Source organism: Brevibacterium sp. JSBI002 (assembly GCF_026013965.1).
GTDB lineage: Bacteria > Actinomycetota > Actinomycetes > Actinomycetales > Brevibacteriaceae > Brevibacterium.
The window spans coordinates 3,445,981-3,459,199 of sequence record NZ_CP110341.1 but is presented as its reverse complement, the minus strand read 5'-3'; the positions used below and the strand labels follow the sequence as shown (position 1 = coordinate 3,459,199).

Annotated in this window: 15 protein-coding genes; 10 read left to right on the top strand and 5 right to left on the bottom strand. The window is 65.4% G+C overall.

The features are described 5' to 3' along the window. The first annotated feature begins 62 nt into the window (after nucleotides 1-62). Nucleotides 63-1,544: a glutamate-cysteine ligase family protein gene (locus LJ362_RS15630; protein ID WP_139469012.1), complete on the top strand. Its 1,482-nt coding sequence runs from the start codon at nucleotides 63-65 to the stop codon at nucleotides 1,542-1,544. Nucleotides 1,545-1,685: 141 nt separating this feature from the next. Here LJ362_RS15630 and LJ362_RS15625 read toward each other — a convergent pair whose 3' ends face one another. After that, nucleotides 1,686-1,991 (bottom strand): cupin domain-containing protein, encoded by a 306-nt coding sequence (locus tag LJ362_RS15625; RefSeq protein ID WP_264799943.1) that lies wholly within the window; start codon nucleotides 1,989-1,991, stop codon nucleotides 1,686-1,688. Nucleotides 1,992-2,119: 128 nt separating this feature from the next. Between LJ362_RS15625 and LJ362_RS15620 the strand changes: the two genes are divergently transcribed. The 3 genes from LJ362_RS15620 to LJ362_RS15610 are packed head-to-tail and all read left to right on the top strand — an operon-like array spanning nucleotide 2,120 to nucleotide 4,935. Next, nucleotides 2,120-2,692 carry a peroxidase-related enzyme gene (locus tag LJ362_RS15620; protein ID WP_216657062.1) on the top strand — a complete coding sequence of 191 codons (573 nt, stop codon included), beginning with the start codon at nucleotides 2,120-2,122 and terminating at the stop codon, nucleotides 2,690-2,692. 4 nt (nucleotides 2,693-2,696) lie between these two features. Next, a complete protein-coding gene (locus LJ362_RS15615) occupies nucleotides 2,697-3,959 on the top strand; it encodes a pyridoxal phosphate-dependent aminotransferase (RefSeq protein ID WP_413774214.1) in 1,263 nt (420 codons plus the stop codon). A 40-nt stretch (nucleotides 3,960-3,999) separates the two neighbouring features. Next, nucleotides 4,000-4,935 carry a DMT family transporter gene (locus tag LJ362_RS15610; protein ID WP_264799942.1) on the top strand — a complete coding sequence of 312 codons (936 nt, stop codon included), beginning with the start codon at nucleotides 4,000-4,002 and terminating at the stop codon, nucleotides 4,933-4,935. A gap of 99 nt (nucleotides 4,936-5,034) precedes the next feature. Here the strand turns inward: LJ362_RS15610 and LJ362_RS15605 are convergent, their stop codons facing one another. Both LJ362_RS15605 and LJ362_RS15600 read right to left on the bottom strand, forming a co-directional pair. Then, on the bottom strand, nucleotides 5,035-5,394 hold the full coding sequence (locus tag LJ362_RS15605; RefSeq protein WP_264799941.1) for an ArsR/SmtB family transcription factor: 360 nt from the start codon (nucleotides 5,392-5,394) through the stop codon (nucleotides 5,035-5,037). A 100-nt stretch (nucleotides 5,395-5,494) separates the two neighbouring features. After that, nucleotides 5,495-6,082, bottom strand: a complete 588-nt coding sequence (locus LJ362_RS15600) for a peptidoglycan-binding protein (RefSeq protein WP_264799940.1) — start codon at nucleotides 6,080-6,082, stop codon at nucleotides 5,495-5,497. A gap of 151 nt (nucleotides 6,083-6,233) precedes the next feature. Between LJ362_RS15600 and LJ362_RS15595 the strand changes: the two genes are divergently transcribed. Next, on the top strand, nucleotides 6,234-6,500 hold the full coding sequence (locus LJ362_RS15595; protein WP_264799939.1) for a hypothetical protein: 267 nt from the start codon (nucleotides 6,234-6,236) through the stop codon (nucleotides 6,498-6,500). A 75-nt stretch (nucleotides 6,501-6,575) separates the two neighbouring features. On the opposite strand, the gene LJ362_RS15590 is transcribed toward LJ362_RS15595, so the two are convergent. After that, a complete protein-coding gene (locus LJ362_RS15590; RefSeq protein WP_264799938.1) occupies nucleotides 6,576-7,205 on the bottom strand; it encodes a GyrI-like domain-containing protein in 630 nt (209 codons plus the stop codon). A 98-nt stretch (nucleotides 7,206-7,303) separates the two neighbouring features. Between LJ362_RS15590 and LJ362_RS15585 the strand changes: the two genes are divergently transcribed. From LJ362_RS15585 to LJ362_RS15570, 4 genes are all read left to right on the top strand, one after another. Further along, the gene (locus tag LJ362_RS15585; protein WP_264799936.1) at nucleotides 7,304-7,993 is read left to right on the top strand and encodes a HEAT repeat domain-containing protein; all 690 of its coding nucleotides are present in this window, start codon (nucleotides 7,304-7,306) and stop codon (nucleotides 7,991-7,993) included. A 208-nt stretch (nucleotides 7,994-8,201) separates the two neighbouring features. After that, complete coding sequence (locus LJ362_RS15580) at nucleotides 8,202-9,299, top strand: MerR family transcriptional regulator (protein ID WP_264799935.1); 1,098 nt, start codon at nucleotides 8,202-8,204, stop codon at nucleotides 9,297-9,299. A gap of 123 nt (nucleotides 9,300-9,422) precedes the next feature. Then, a complete protein-coding gene (locus LJ362_RS15575) occupies nucleotides 9,423-10,892 on the top strand; it encodes an LssY C-terminal domain-containing protein (protein ID WP_264799934.1) in 1,470 nt (489 codons plus the stop codon). A gap of 148 nt (nucleotides 10,893-11,040) precedes the next feature. Beyond that, nucleotides 11,041-11,526, top strand: coding sequence for an SRPBCC family protein (locus LJ362_RS15570; protein ID WP_264799933.1), 486 nt, complete (start codon nucleotides 11,041-11,043; stop codon nucleotides 11,524-11,526). Nucleotides 11,527-11,623: 97 nt separating this feature from the next. On the opposite strand, the gene LJ362_RS15565 is transcribed toward LJ362_RS15570, so the two are convergent. Next, nucleotides 11,624-12,193: a MarR family winged helix-turn-helix transcriptional regulator gene (locus tag LJ362_RS15565; protein ID WP_264799932.1), complete on the bottom strand. Its 570-nt coding sequence runs from the start codon at nucleotides 12,191-12,193 to the stop codon at nucleotides 11,624-11,626. 85 nt (nucleotides 12,194-12,278) lie between these two features. On the opposite strand from LJ362_RS15565, the gene LJ362_RS15560 reads away from it, so the two are divergent. Next, nucleotides 12,279-13,208 carry a hypothetical protein gene (locus tag LJ362_RS15560; protein WP_264799931.1) on the top strand — a complete coding sequence of 310 codons (930 nt, stop codon included), beginning with the start codon at nucleotides 12,279-12,281 and terminating at the stop codon, nucleotides 13,206-13,208. Nucleotides 13,209-13,219: the final 11 nt, after the last annotated feature.

The following is a 13,219-nucleotide window of genomic DNA, read 5'->3' as shown; positions in this document are numbered from 1 at the left end:
CGCCCGGATGCGGGACGGAAATCACTGAGCACAAACCCTGCCGTCTGTGGTTTGCTAGTCCTATGGGTGAGGCAGTCAGCTCCAAGCGGTACACGCCAGAGGAACGCACACTGTATCGGGAGAAGCTCGCGGAGAACCTCGAGCTCTTCGATACCTACCTTCGTCATGCGGATTTCAAATCGGCGGGCACGATCGGGCTCGAACTCGAGCTCAACCTCGTCGGCGAGGGCAATCAGCCGAGCCTGCGCAACAAGGAGGTGCTCGATCGCCTCGATGACGAATACCAGTCCGAGATCGGAGGCTTCAACCTCGAACTCAACCATCCCGTGCTCCAAGTGGCCGGGCGGGGGCTGAAGACCCTCGAAGCCGGTGTCGCCCACCGTTTGGAGAAAGCGCAGAAAGCCGCCGAGGAGGACGGACTCAAGGTCGTGTCGATCGGCACCCTGCCGACCCTGACCACCGAATTCCTCACCGACGAGAAGTGGATGACCGAGGAGAACCGCTACGAGGCGCTGAGCAACTCGGTCATCGACGCTCGCGGCGAATACGTCCGCATCGAACTCGGCCGTGAAGAGCGGTACAAGGCGGAGTTCGCCGATATCGCTCCGGAATCCTCCTGCACCTCGATGCAGCTGCACCTGCAGGTGGCACCGAACCGGTTCGCCGACGCGTGGAACGCCTCGCAGGCGATCGCCGGGGCGCAGGTGGCGATGGCAGCGAACTCACCGCTGTTCGTCGGCCGCAAGCTGTGGCACGAATCCCGGATCCCGATCTTCGCGCAGTCCATCGACACCCGCACACCCGAACTCGTCAACCAGGGCGTGCGTCCCCGCGTATGGTTCGGCGAACGGTGGATCACCAGCGTCTTCGACCTCTTCGAGGAGAACGTCCGCTACTTCCCGCCGCTGCTGCCCGAGATCAAGGACTTCGTCGAATTCCGTGCCGCCGACGCTCCGAAGCTCTTCGAACTCAATCTGCACAACGGCACGGTGTGGCGTTGGAACCGTCCCATCTACAACTCCGGTGACGGCGGCGCGCACATCCGTGTCGAGAACCGACTGCTCCCGGCCGGTCCGACCCCGGTGGACATGGTTGCCGACGCCGCTTTCTACTACGGTCTGGCCGAGTTCCTCGTCGGGGAGAACCGTCCCGTGTGGTCGCGGATGTCGTTCGCCGAGGCGGAGGAGAACTTCAACGCCTGCGCCAAAGATGGGATCGAGGCCCGGGTGACCTGGCCGAAGATCGGACGCATCGGCGTGGCCGACCTCGTCACCGATGTGCTCGCACCGCAGGCCAGGCGCGGACTCTCACGACTGAACATCGACAAGGACGTCATCGACGAATACATGTCGATCATCGAAGGCCGTGCCGAAAGCCGCGTCAACGGTGCGACCTGGCAGCTGAAGGCCCTCGAGAGCCTCGCGCCCGGCAGCCGCCAGGACTCACCCGAACGCGCCGAGGGCATCACGGCGATGATGGATGCCTACCTCGCGAACCAGGCGACAGGGAAGCCCGTCCACACCTGGGAGATCCCCACCCGCTGAAGCTGACTTCTCGTCGCCTCTAGGGCGCTCGAGTGATGTGACGCGAGCTGAAATGTCTCCTGTGGGTGGATCCACACCGATATCGCGGCAGAAATCGAGGTGGATCCACCCACAGGGAACGTGCTTTATGAACTACTTGGTTCAGAGGCGTTCGACCTCGACGAAGACGACGTCGGCGTTGCCTCCGGGGTTCGAGACCTCGTGTTCCGATCCTGCCGGGCGCGTATAGGAGTCTCCGGCCTCGAGTTCGGCGCGTATCTCTGTGCCGTCCGAATTGCGCACGAGCATCGTGTCCGTGACCATCGGCACGACGACGTACTCGTACTCGTGCCTGTGCATCGGGATGACGCCGTCGGGTCGGATCGTCCACTTCGTCACGCGGAACACTCCGTTGTCGAGCTGGACCTCGCCGGTCGAACCGGTGTCTGCTGCATTGTCTGCGGTCATGGTGATCTCCTTCGATGCGCGAGCGGCCCCAGCAGAATCGAGCGAAGCCGGGACGGACCTGACGCCCTCACTGTATCGCCCTGAGCGGGCTCGACTTGAACCGATCCACCCGGGCTAGCATGAGGGATATGCGATACCCACTTGCTGACATCGACAACGTCGACGATGACATCCGCGCCCAGATCCTCGAGGTCGCCGAGAAGTCGGGCTTCGTGCCCAACGTCTTCCTCGCCTTGGCACGCCGGCCGGACGAATTCCGCGCCTTCTTCGCCTACTATGACGCGCTCATGGAGAAGGAGACGGGGAACCTGACCAAGGCCGATCGGGAGATGATCGTCGTGGCCACCTCGGCGATCAATCACTGCCTCTACTGCGTCGTCGCGCACGGAGCGATGCTGCGGATCTTCCAGAAAGACGCGCTCATCGCCGATGTCGTCGCCACGAACTATCGCCAAGCCGATATCAGCCCACGTCAGATGGCTATGCTCGACTTCGCCGTCAAGGTCTGCGAAGAGCCGTGGGCCGTAGGAGACGCCGACCACCAGAGGCTTGCCGACCACGGATTCGACGCCGAAGACGCCTGGGACATCGCCGCGATCACCGGCTTCTTCGGCCTGTCCAACCGCATGGCCCACATCTCCGGAATGCTCCCGAACCCGGAGTTCTACACCCTCGGCCGCCTCCCGCGAGAGAAGAAGTGAACCGATGACCTCATCCACCCCCGCCGAGGCGGACCCCACCACCCGTGCCAACGCCGTGTCCGGTCCGGCCGCCTCCGCCGAAACCATCCCGGCTGCCTCCGCCCGGTCCGGGCTCGTCAAACCGTTCGCCGCGATGGGTATCGTCGCCACCGTCGGACAGATGCAGCGCACCGGCCGCGACACCATCGCCATGTGCCTCGGCGAACCGACCCAGGGCGCGCCCAGTCCCGTGCTCGCCCGTGCCGCCGAGGTCATGACCGACGGCACTGGACTCGGATACTCGCCGATCTTCGGCATCCCCGAACTGCGCGAAGCCATCGCCTCCCACTACCGCGACTGGTACGGACTCGACATCGCACCCGACCGCATCGCCGTGACGACCGGATCCTCCGGCGCCTTCCAGACGACGTTCCTCACCTGCTTCGACGTCGGTGACCGGGTGGCTCTGGCCCGACCCGGGTATGGGGCGTACAAGAACATCCTCGCCGCACTCGGCTGCGAGGTCGTCGAACTCGACTGTGGTGCCGATGAAGGGTTCCAGCCCACCGTCGACCTCTTGGCCGCCGCCCATGCGGAGGCCCCGCTCAAGGGGCTCATGCTCGCCTCACCCGCGAACCCGACCGGCACGATGATCGGCCCCGAGGCGCTCGGCCGGATCGTCGACTGGTGCCGGGCCAACGGGGTGCAGGTGATCTCCGATGAGATCTACCACGGCATCAGCTATATCGGCACCCGCGGCGAATGCGCACTCGCCCACGACGACACTGCGATCGTCATCTCCTCGTTCTCCAAATACTGGGGCATGACCGGGTGGCGCCTCGGCTGGGCGATCCTGCCCGAAGCGCTCGTCGCCCCGGCCCAGAACGTCACAGGCAACCTCTCCCTGTGCGCCCCGGTCCCGGCACAGTACGCGGCGGTCGCGGCCTTTTCAGATGAGTCCTATGCCGAATGCGAGGCCGCTGTGGCATCGTTCGCCGGTGCACGCGCACATGTCCTGGGCGCCCGCGCAGACCTCGGCTTCGGCGAGATGGCCCCACCCGACGGTGCCTTCTACATGTACGCCGGAGTCGACGACATCCTCGACCGCGCGGGAATTGCCACTGCCGGCCAGTGGTGCGCGCAGGTGCTCGAGGCCACCGGTGTCGCGCTCGCACCCGGTGATGACTTCGACTCAGTCAACGGTCCCCGTTCGGTGCGCCTGTCGCTGGCCGTCGGAGCGGACCGCACGGCCGAAGCCATCGACCGCATCCTCGATTTCATGGGATGAGCCCTGAACGTCGTGAGATGAGCCCTTCCGAGGGGATCCGATGAGCGCCGAGGATGTGCGGGCGGGCGGGCCGCCTCCCGCTCGCAAGGCCCTGCCGGTGCTCGGCATCATCCTGGCCGCCGTCCTGCTCGGATCGGCCGGACTGTTCGTCATCCTCGCCGAGGCGACCGCCCCCACAGCTGCCTTCCTGCGGTGTTGGATAGCGGTCATTGTGCTCGCCCCGTTGGCGTGGCTCGAGCTGCGCAGGCACGGTCGATTCCCGCCGAAGGCGATCCTCATCGCCGCGGTCTCCGGAGCGGCGCTCGGAATCGACTATGTGCTGTGGGCGCAGAGCGTGCTCGACGCCGGTCTGGGCGTGTCCACGGTCCTCATCAGCGTTCAAGTGATCGTGTTCCCGGCGCTGGTGTGGGCGTTCGGCGGTTCCCGGCCGGGATGGCTGTTCATCGGCTGCGTGCCGATCATGATCATCGGCACGCTGCTGACCGGGGGAGTGTTCGGCGCCGACGAGACGGCAGCGAATCCGATGCGGGGAGCGATCTTCGGGGTCCTGTCCGGTGTGCTCTACGGCGTCTACATCTTCGGCATCCACCACAGCCGGAAGGTCGCCGGAGACTTCATCGTCGCCCCGGTCCAGGTGGGCACGATCTCCGCCGGGGTGATGACCGCGGTCGCCGGGCTGACCTTCGGCGGCCTCGACTTCGACCTCGGCTGGGCCGGTTGGGGCTGGATGATCGCCCTGGCCGTCTGCGGTCAGGCCCTGTCATGGGTGCTGCTGAGCATCTCCAGCCCGCTGGTGCCGGTGCCGATGACCGCGGCGCTCATGCTGCTCCAACCGCTGTCCGCAGTCGTGCTCGGATCCCTCGTCGCCGGGGAGCGGCTGCAGGCGGGCCAGTGGATCGGTGCCGTCCTCGTGGCCCTCATCGTCTGGGTCGTCGGTGGAGGACCCGCGGCCCTGACACCTCGGCGACGTCGGTAGGGCGGGCACTGACTCGGCGAGAGATGCGCTGCTGTGGGCTGGGAACGGTGGGCCGCCTCGGCGAAGGAATCGCTGTGGAAGCCCCGCCCCAGGCGGGACTCAGTGTTCGTGGGCCTCGATCGTGTGGGCGATGGCGTCGACGATGATGTGGGCGACGTGGTCGTCCTTGAGCGAATAGTAGGCTTCGCGGCCGATCCGATTGACTCCGACGAGGTGGAGTCCGCGGAGGAACTTCAGGTGCTGGGACACCAGCGGCTGGGACAGTCCGGTCGCCTCGACGATGTGGGTGACAGTGGCCTCACCGTGGGTGAGGACGAGCAGCATCTTCAGCCGGGAGGGTGTGGCAAGTGCCTTGAAGAGGTCGGCAGTCTCGGTGATGGCTTCGAGATGGCCCTCGGGATTGAGCAGGAGCTGCTCGACGTCGTCATTGACGGGAACGGAATCGGGAACGGAAGCCATGAGTGCAGATTACCGGACAACCGGGGTGGTCATGCGATATCCGGCACTGTGGAGTGGTCGTGGCTGTCGCGGGGTTCGGGCGGTCGGAGCTGCCCGCGTCTCAGTCGAGGGCTTCGACGTCGGCCTGCGATCCGAGGAGGTCATCGGCCAAGGTCTCCCACTGACCGTAGGCGTCGGGTAGTGCCGACCGCTGCACGGACTGCGCGGCTTCGGTCGGTGACATCGAATCCCAGCCGTCGATCTGATTGAGGCCGGGGTTCTCGACCTCGGGGTTGATCCCGTAGAACGCCTTGGCCGCGTAGATGGGATCGGTGAGCTGATGGGGCTCGCCCCAGCCTTGTGACGGGCGCTGCTGGAACAGGCCGACCGAATCGCGGTCGCCGGAATCCAGATTGCGCAGCGAGGACTCCTGCAGCGCTGTCATCAGGGCGATCCTGATCGCATGGTCGTCGAAGCTGCCCCCGCGGCCGACGCCGATGATGAGCCGAGCATTGTCGATCTGCTGCTGACTGAGCTGACTGACGGAAGCCATCTGCATCTGCCTGATCTTCGTGGAACCGAATGAAATGGGGGAATTGAGGATGATGACGGCGCCCACGACCAGTGCCATCACTGCCGCCCCGAGCCCGATGAGGGCACCAGTGAGCACGGACCGGCGGCCCTTGCGAGATGATGTCAGACGAGGCATGAATATAACGATAATGCAACAAACTTAAGAGTGCATGGGGCAACGCCGAGGTTTTTATCACAGGAAGGTCACGGCCGTGCGGCGGTGAGGGTGCGAGCGGAGCCGAGTGCGGACCGATTTCGGATGACCCCGCACAGCTTAGGCTTGAACCATGGTGAGAATCGTTCGGCGCAACAACCGCCCACCTCTGATGACCTGCCTCATTGTGGTCTTCTCCTTCGCCGCTGTCGGCATCCTGACCGTTGCCGGCATCCTCGTCGCCATCATCTTCCTCTCCGCGGAATCATCGTCGACAGGTTCATCGCCGACCTCGGACTCCTCGTCGGTCGGATCCCCATCCTCCGATTCCGACTCGGACGGCGGCCCCGGTCCGAGCACCACTGCTCCGGTGTCCGGAGGTTGGACGAGCGGAGGCTGAGTCTCGGACCGCGGCTGAGTCCCTGGTAGGACCGCGAGCAGCATCGTCGGCACCCGTCCGGATCACCGATCCGGATCAGCCTCGGTGATCCTGCGGGACCACCGGCTGGCGGAGGATCGTGCGCAGCTTCTCCGGCGCGGTCCGGCGAACATCGCTGAGATAGATCTCGTGATGCCTGCCTGCCATCGTCATCCCTGCCTCGGGAATGACATCGGTGTGCATGCGCTCGAGGACGGGCCCTTCGTCATCGAAGGGACCGATGTGCAGGGTCTGGACGCACGTTCTCTCCCGCAGCACGTCGAATCGGATCTCGCCGAGGCGGGGCGCCGATCCCTTCGCCCGGACCGTGTCGATGACGCCGTCGACGTGGCCTGCATCCAACCAGTCCGGGACGAGCAGCATGAGCGTGAAGTCCCACGCTGACTTGTCCCGAGCACTCGTGAACGCTGCCATATCATCGGCCCACCACAGCCCTTCGAGCGGAGGCACGACATAGTCGCGGCCGAGTTCGAGCTTGCTGAAGAACTTCAGCCCATAGGCGAGCGGATAGAGGCTCGTCAGCGCCGATGCGAAATCCGGCGACGTGTTCGGGTCCCCGTGGCCATCGAGCATGAGGTACCGCGATTCCGGCACCTCGACGAGGTCGAATCGCCCCTGCTTCGCGCGGAGACTCGGCAGCGATCTCTTGAAATCGATCTTGTCCATTCGAGGCTCCGCTCCAGGGGTGGGAATGAGATGAGTCTGATCCGCTTGACCTTGACACGATGTCAGGGTCTTCACTGGGTGGCAAGGAGGTGGAGACCATGACACATCCACACAGACAGCACACCGCCCACGAGGTCGACGACCTACACAGGGCGCTGTCGTGCTCGAACCCGCAGCAGCGCCTGCAAGCGGCGATGGCTATCGGCACCCGGGCCGAGCCCCGTGACCTCGACGTGCTCATCGCCCGGTGCCGCATCGAACCGGACTTCTTCGTCCGCGACATGCTCACCTGGGCGCTCACTCGGCTGCCCGCCGACGACACCGTTGCCCGCCTCGTCGCCGAACTCGACTCGCCGCTGCCGCAGGCGATCAGTCAATCCCTGCACACCCTGTCGAAGATCGGTGACGTGCGCGCCTGGCCGGCCATGGACCCGTCCCGGATCGGCACTGCATTCATCGCCCATACCGACACCGAGGTGGCTCGCAGCGCGTGGAGAGCCGCCGTTGCCCTTGTGCCCGGTGAAGATCGTGAAGAGCTGGCATCCGTCCTAGTGACGCAGTTGGGGCGAGGGGATCTCGAGATGCAGAAGAGCCTCAGCCGAGCGATTGTGGCCCTTGGCGAGGATCTCGTGTCAGTGGTCGATGAGAGGCTTCACGCAGAGGACGACACAGTGCGGGCTCACGCCATGGCGACCCGGGACATGTTCGATGACCCGGATGCCGGTTTCGCCCACGCCTTGGACGCAGCCAAGCGGGTGGTCGCACTGGGGTCCGAGGCCACGGTCTAGATCGGCACAGGGAAGGTCCGATCGCGCGTGTGCCGACGGGTGGGGCAAGCCCGCCGGCGCACGGCCGAGGCCTCGGATCCCTTCCTTCAGGGCGCTGTTCCAGCACCTGCACGAAGTCCGCCTGCGGCCGTTGAGCGACGTCCGAAAGGTCCCAGGCATCGAAGAACTTCGGAACAATGCACCCGGAGGGCCGCGATTGCGGCATAGAGTGGCTGACAGCAGAGAAGAGGTGGCAATGCTCATCGGCGAAGTGGCCCGGCGCTCCGGTGTGAGCGCACGCATGCTGCGCCACTACGAATCATTGGGCCTCGTCTCGCCCAGCCAGCGGACGCCTGGCGGCTATCGCGAGTACTCCGATGCCGATATAGGGCGCATCTTCCACATCGAGGGTCTGCGCAAACTCGGGATGTCTCTGACTGAAGTCGGTCGGGTGCTGTCCGAGCCGGACTTCGACCCCGGCACAGTGCTCGGGGACTTCATCGACCAGGCACGTGAGCGGATCGCGGCCGAGCAGCGTCTGCTCGACCACCTCCAGTCCGTCGCTCGGCTCGGTCGAGCCGACGGCGAGTCTCTCCTGTACACCATCGATCTCATGCGCTCTCTCGAGTCCGGCGATGTCATCCAACGGCACAAGGCCGCACTCGGCAGCGGAGTCGACGGAGGAATGCCGATCGAGGCCCTGTCGCAGGCGGTCCTGCAGGAGACCGTGCTCAACGCGGCCGGGGCCATGCGGTGGGCGCTCGCCCAGGCCGGCGCTGAGGCCGTGCCTCATGTGGTGGTCGGAATGGACGACGCATCTGCCCAAGTGCGTCGCAATGCACTGCTGGCCCTCGACGAGATCCGCAGGACCACACCTGATGAGAAACTCGACTCACGCTCGATTTCGATGATCCGGCAGGCACTGGACAAGGGACTCGACGATGTCGACCCTGATATCCGCAGCATCGCCGCACTCACCCTCGGCCGCTCAGGTGATGAGAAAGCTGTGCCCGTGCTGCTCGACATGGCGATGAACGGACCGAGGGACATCGAGGCGGCCGAGACCCTCGGCTTCATCGTCGACGCGACCGGGCCGACTGCCGACATCGGCGAACGGGTCCTCACCGAACTGCATCGACAAGCGGACTCACACGATTCCCAGATGCGGTTCCGGGTGCTCCAAGTCCTCCTCGAGATCTCCGGCGACGGCAGCAGTGACCTCATTGCCGAGCTCAGCGACGACGACAGCCCGGAGCTCGCAGCCACCGCATTCGCCGCACTCGATCGTCGCCGACGGGAGCAGACATCGGGCAAGGGACGAACCTGACCGATTTCGGTCGGGCCCCTCTGTGAGGGGGGCGGTGGGGATCCTCGTTCCGACCGCCTCGGCGAAGGGATGTCGGGTCTTCCTCATTCCGGTGACTGAGCACTGATCACTAAACTGGCCCTCATGACAACGGGCGGGACGACGGACGGAACGGATGCGGCCGGTGCGGCGGTCGGGCAGAAGCGGCGGCTGAGGCAGCCGTTCGTCTATCGGCGACACCATTTCACGCCCACCGGAGTGCTCGACTACCTGTTCTTCCTGTTCGCCGGTGCGGTCTCGACTTGGCTGGCGCTGCTCATCCTGCTCAAGGGATTCAGCCTCGGCTGGTGGCAGGTGCTCACGCTGCTCGTATTCTGGGGAGTCGTGTCCTATCTGGCTCTGCCCAGGCTGCACCGCATCCTGTCCCAGATCTATGTGCCGAACTACTTCATCGGCCGCACTCGCACCTCTGACGGTCTGCTCGGCGATCCGGTCAATCTCGCCTGGCGCGGTGAGGAAGCGCAGATCCACCATGCGATGCGTGAAGCCGGATGGATCCTCGCCGACAGCATCACTCCCGCATCGACGTGGGAGATCATCCGGTCGACGGTGACGAAGCGCAGCTACCCGCAGGCGCCGGTGTCCCCGCTGCTGCTGTTCGGCCGCCGTCAGGACTTCGCCTACCAGCAGGAAGTCGACGGAGATCCGGGCCAGCGCCACCATGTGCGGTTCTGGAAATGCCCGCGCGGATGGCTGCTGCCCGGCGGACATCAGGCCGATTGGCTGGCCGCCGGTACCTATGACAAAGCCGTCGGCATCTCCCTGTTCACCCTCCAGTTCACCCACAGGATCGAAGAGAACACCGACGTCGAACGCGACCACATCGTCGACACAGTCACCCGTGCCAATGAAGTGATCGCGGTCGATCGGATCAAGGACTTCTCCACCGGATACCATTCCCGCAACGGCGGCGGCGATGCGATCATCACCGACGGGCACCTGCCGATCGTCGACGTCACCGAGGTGGTCGACGACGAAGCCGATCACCCCGAACGCCTGGAGCTGGCTCTCGACGCCACCCGCATCTACTCCGATTCACGCAGCGTGTCCGAAGTGACGAAGACGCTGTGGCGACAGCGCCCGCTGCAGACCGTCGTCGGGGCCGCCCTCGTACTCGTCCTGCTGCTCTTCCAAGCGTGGGATGTGATCAGTATGCTCCTCGATTGGAACGGACTGCGCTCCGAAGTCGTCGGCTACAGCTCGGACATCGCGGCCATCAGCGACGACACGGCCACGCGCATCGTCGCTGGAGTCCTCGTCGGCGTCAGCCTCCTCATCGGGTGTCTGCAGGTCATCGCCTCGACGTCGGTGTTCCGCGGCAGCAACCGGGCCAGGCTGTGGATCCTCACGCTCTCGACGATCTCCGTGATCGTGTCGATGACGAACTACTTCACCGGAGACCGCGACCTGGCGACGAACATGTATGCGCTGACGACCATCGCCATGCAGGTGGCGGTGCTGCTGGCGCTGTCGAGCGACTCCTCCCGGATGTTCACCCGCTTCAGCACGGCAGCCCTGCGCGCCGAGCGCCAGGACCGCGCGCTCGAGGACTGAGGCTGGAGACTCGCGGAATCGAAGGCCACGTTGGCGGGGCCGTCGGCCGGAGGACTGCGATGGCGGGCGCGTGTATTCTGACCGTGTCCGATCCACTCCGCAGCCCAGCTCGACGCCGAGGCAGGACCATACACGAAGGCAGGACTCCATGACCGACCAGACCCCCGATGCTTCCGTCTTCGATTCGATCGATCCGGTCCTCAAGGTGGTCACCGCCGAGATCGAGATTGCGGCCCCCGCCGAGGCGGTCTTCGACCTCATCGCCGATCCGCAGCGACAGCCGGAATGGGACGGAAACGACAACCTCGGTTCGGCCGTCGACGGTCAGCGGGTGCGTGGGACAGGCGGTTCCTTCTTCACGACCCTGACCAAGGGAGTGGACCGCGAGAACCACATCGTCGACTTCGCCGAGGGCAGGCTCATCGCCTGGAAGCCCTCCGAGGTCGGGGGAGAGCCGTTCGGGCAGAAGTGGGTCTGGGAGATCGAACCGACAGGGGATGATTCGGTCCTGGTCCGTCACACCTATGACTGGACCGAGCTGCGCGATCCTCAGCGCCTGCCTCGGGCACAGTCGACGACGGCCCAGAACCTGCTCGCGTCACTCAAGCGACTCAAACAGCTCGCTGAGAGCTGAGGTCAGGCTCCGGGCAGGCCGCGTTCTGACCGGAGCTGTCAGCAGTCGTCTGCCCGGAACAGTCAACGGCCGACTGACCGGAGTGGCGCCGAGACACTTACTTCGGCCAGGCATCCGCCAAACGAGTGAGCAGCGAGGCCAGCTGAGCGCGCTCCTCCTCGGTGAATGTGCTCAATGCCTGATCGACGTTCTCACGCTGGGCGCCGCGGAATCTGTTGGTGATCGCGCGGCCCTTGTCCGTCAGCGCGATGAGGGTTCGCCGGGCATCATCCGGGTCTGCTTCGCGACGCAGTAGTCCGAGCTCGACGCCTTGGGATACGAGCCTGGACGCGCGCGGCTGATCGACGCCGATCGCATCGCCGAGCGCGCTGACTCCCAGTGCCGTGCCCGCCTGGACGAGGGAGATGAGCAGGCGGATGAGCGCACGCCCGCGGCCGTGTGCGGCGAACGGTCCACCGGGATGACGCTTGCCGCCGAAGGGGAAGTCGTCCGAGTGCCGACCGCCTCCGAATCCACCGCGCTCACCGAAGCCCCCGCGTTCGGCGGGTCCGCCGTGCTCACCGAACCCACCGAAGGGGCCGAATCCGCGCGGACCGCCGGGCCCGCGCCGCCACTGCAGGCGGGTGAGCGCCTCGGCGATCGTCTGAATGTCATCGTTCGTGCTCATGATTCGATTTTACATGCTACTTGACATGCAATCGAAGTGCATGTCATTCTGCATGTACATGTCAGATGACAACTAAGGAGATGACATGACCGATAACAAAGACTTCAACGATGACAACGACGACTTCACCACCCCGACCGCAGGCGCAGCAGGCGCCGGCGCAAAAGGCAGCGAGGACTCTATGAACTCAGACGAGAACGCCGCCACGGGCGATGCCTCACGCTCTGATGCCGGTCGCGACAAGCTCGGCGATGCAGACGCAGTCGACGCGGACAATGCCGCGACCGCAGGCGATGAACCTGTGAGCGACGCCGGTTCGGGCGACGACAAGAGCAATGACACCGACGCCGATCTGCCGCAGCTGCTGCGCGAATTCAGCCACGTGCTGCGCCGCGAATTCCGTTCGGTCGCGGCGGACTCCGGATTCGACCCTCGCGACTTCGGGCGCATGCGGCGCGGACGTCGTCGCTGGGACTCCGATGAAGTGGTCGCCGACGGTGCCGCTTACCCCGAAGAGCCGGTGACCTACGGTCCGCCGCGCGGGCGGGGCGGTTGGGGTCCGTCGAAGAACATCGATCCCGAAGAGCTGCGCCAGCGCTTCCGCGATATGCGCGACGGAGTCGGCGACCACATCGAAGAGGTGCTCACCTCCGAAGAGTTCGAGAACCTCAAGGCCTCCCTGTCGAAGATCGTCGAGAACCTCGGCCCCGACCGCTGCGGAGACGACTCAGACCGCCACGACGGACCGCACGATCACAAACGCTTCCATAATCACGACGATCACCGAGGCGGCCCTGACCGCCACGAGGCGCACGGGCATGGCGATCGTGACCGCCGCGGGGGAGGCCTCGGACGCCGCGGGTTCGGCCCGAACTTCGGTCCTGGCTTCGGTCCGGGCCGACGGGGATTCGATCCTTTCGGCTGGGCCGATGAGCGCCGCAGCCGCGAACAGGAGGTCCAAGAGGCCTTCGAGCGCGGATTCGCCGCGGGCTTCGAACAGGGGTGCAACTCGTAGCAGAAACGACG

What these genes read in the sequence shown, in the direction of transcription:
- LJ362_RS15570 (WP_264799933.1), top strand. Translation starts at nt 11,041, where the DNA reads ATGACCGACCAGACCCCCGATGCTTCCGTCTTCGATTCGATCGATCCG.
- LJ362_RS15595 (WP_264799939.1), top strand. Translation starts at nt 6,234, where the DNA reads ATGGTGAGAATCGTTCGGCGCAACAACCGCCCACCTCTGATGACCTGC.
- LJ362_RS15620 (WP_216657062.1), top strand. Translation starts at nt 2,120, where the DNA reads ATGCGATACCCACTTGCTGACATCGACAACGTCGACGATGACATCCGC.
- LJ362_RS15630 (WP_139469012.1), top strand. Translation starts at nt 63, where the DNA reads ATGGGTGAGGCAGTCAGCTCCAAGCGGTACACGCCAGAGGAACGCACA.
- LJ362_RS15600 (WP_264799940.1), bottom strand. Translation starts at nt 6,082, where the DNA reads ATGCCTCGTCTGACATCATCTCGCAAGGGCCGCCGGTCCGTGCTCACT.
- LJ362_RS15590 (WP_264799938.1), bottom strand. Translation starts at nt 7,205, where the DNA reads ATGGACAAGATCGATTTCAAGAGATCGCTGCCGAGTCTCCGCGCGAAG.
- LJ362_RS15625 (WP_264799943.1), bottom strand. Translation starts at nt 1,991, where the DNA reads ATGACCGCAGACAATGCAGCAGACACCGGTTCGACCGGCGAGGTCCAG.
- LJ362_RS15585 (WP_264799936.1), top strand. Translation starts at nt 7,304, where the DNA reads ATGACACATCCACACAGACAGCACACCGCCCACGAGGTCGACGACCTA.
- LJ362_RS15575 (WP_264799934.1), top strand. Translation starts at nt 9,423, where the DNA reads ATGACAACGGGCGGGACGACGGACGGAACGGATGCGGCCGGTGCGGCG.
- LJ362_RS15605 (WP_264799941.1), bottom strand. Translation starts at nt 5,394, where the DNA reads ATGGCTTCCGTTCCCGATTCCGTTCCCGTCAATGACGACGTCGAGCAG.
- LJ362_RS15565 (WP_264799932.1), bottom strand. Translation starts at nt 12,193, where the DNA reads ATGAGCACGAACGATGACATTCAGACGATCGCCGAGGCGCTCACCCGC.
- LJ362_RS15610 (WP_264799942.1), top strand. Translation starts at nt 4,000, where the DNA reads ATGAGCGCCGAGGATGTGCGGGCGGGCGGGCCGCCTCCCGCTCGCAAG.
- LJ362_RS15615 (WP_413774214.1), top strand. Translation starts at nt 2,697, where the DNA reads ATGACCTCATCCACCCCCGCCGAGGCGGACCCCACCACCCGTGCCAAC.
- LJ362_RS15560 (WP_264799931.1), top strand. Translation starts at nt 12,279, where the DNA reads ATGACCGATAACAAAGACTTCAACGATGACAACGACGACTTCACCACC.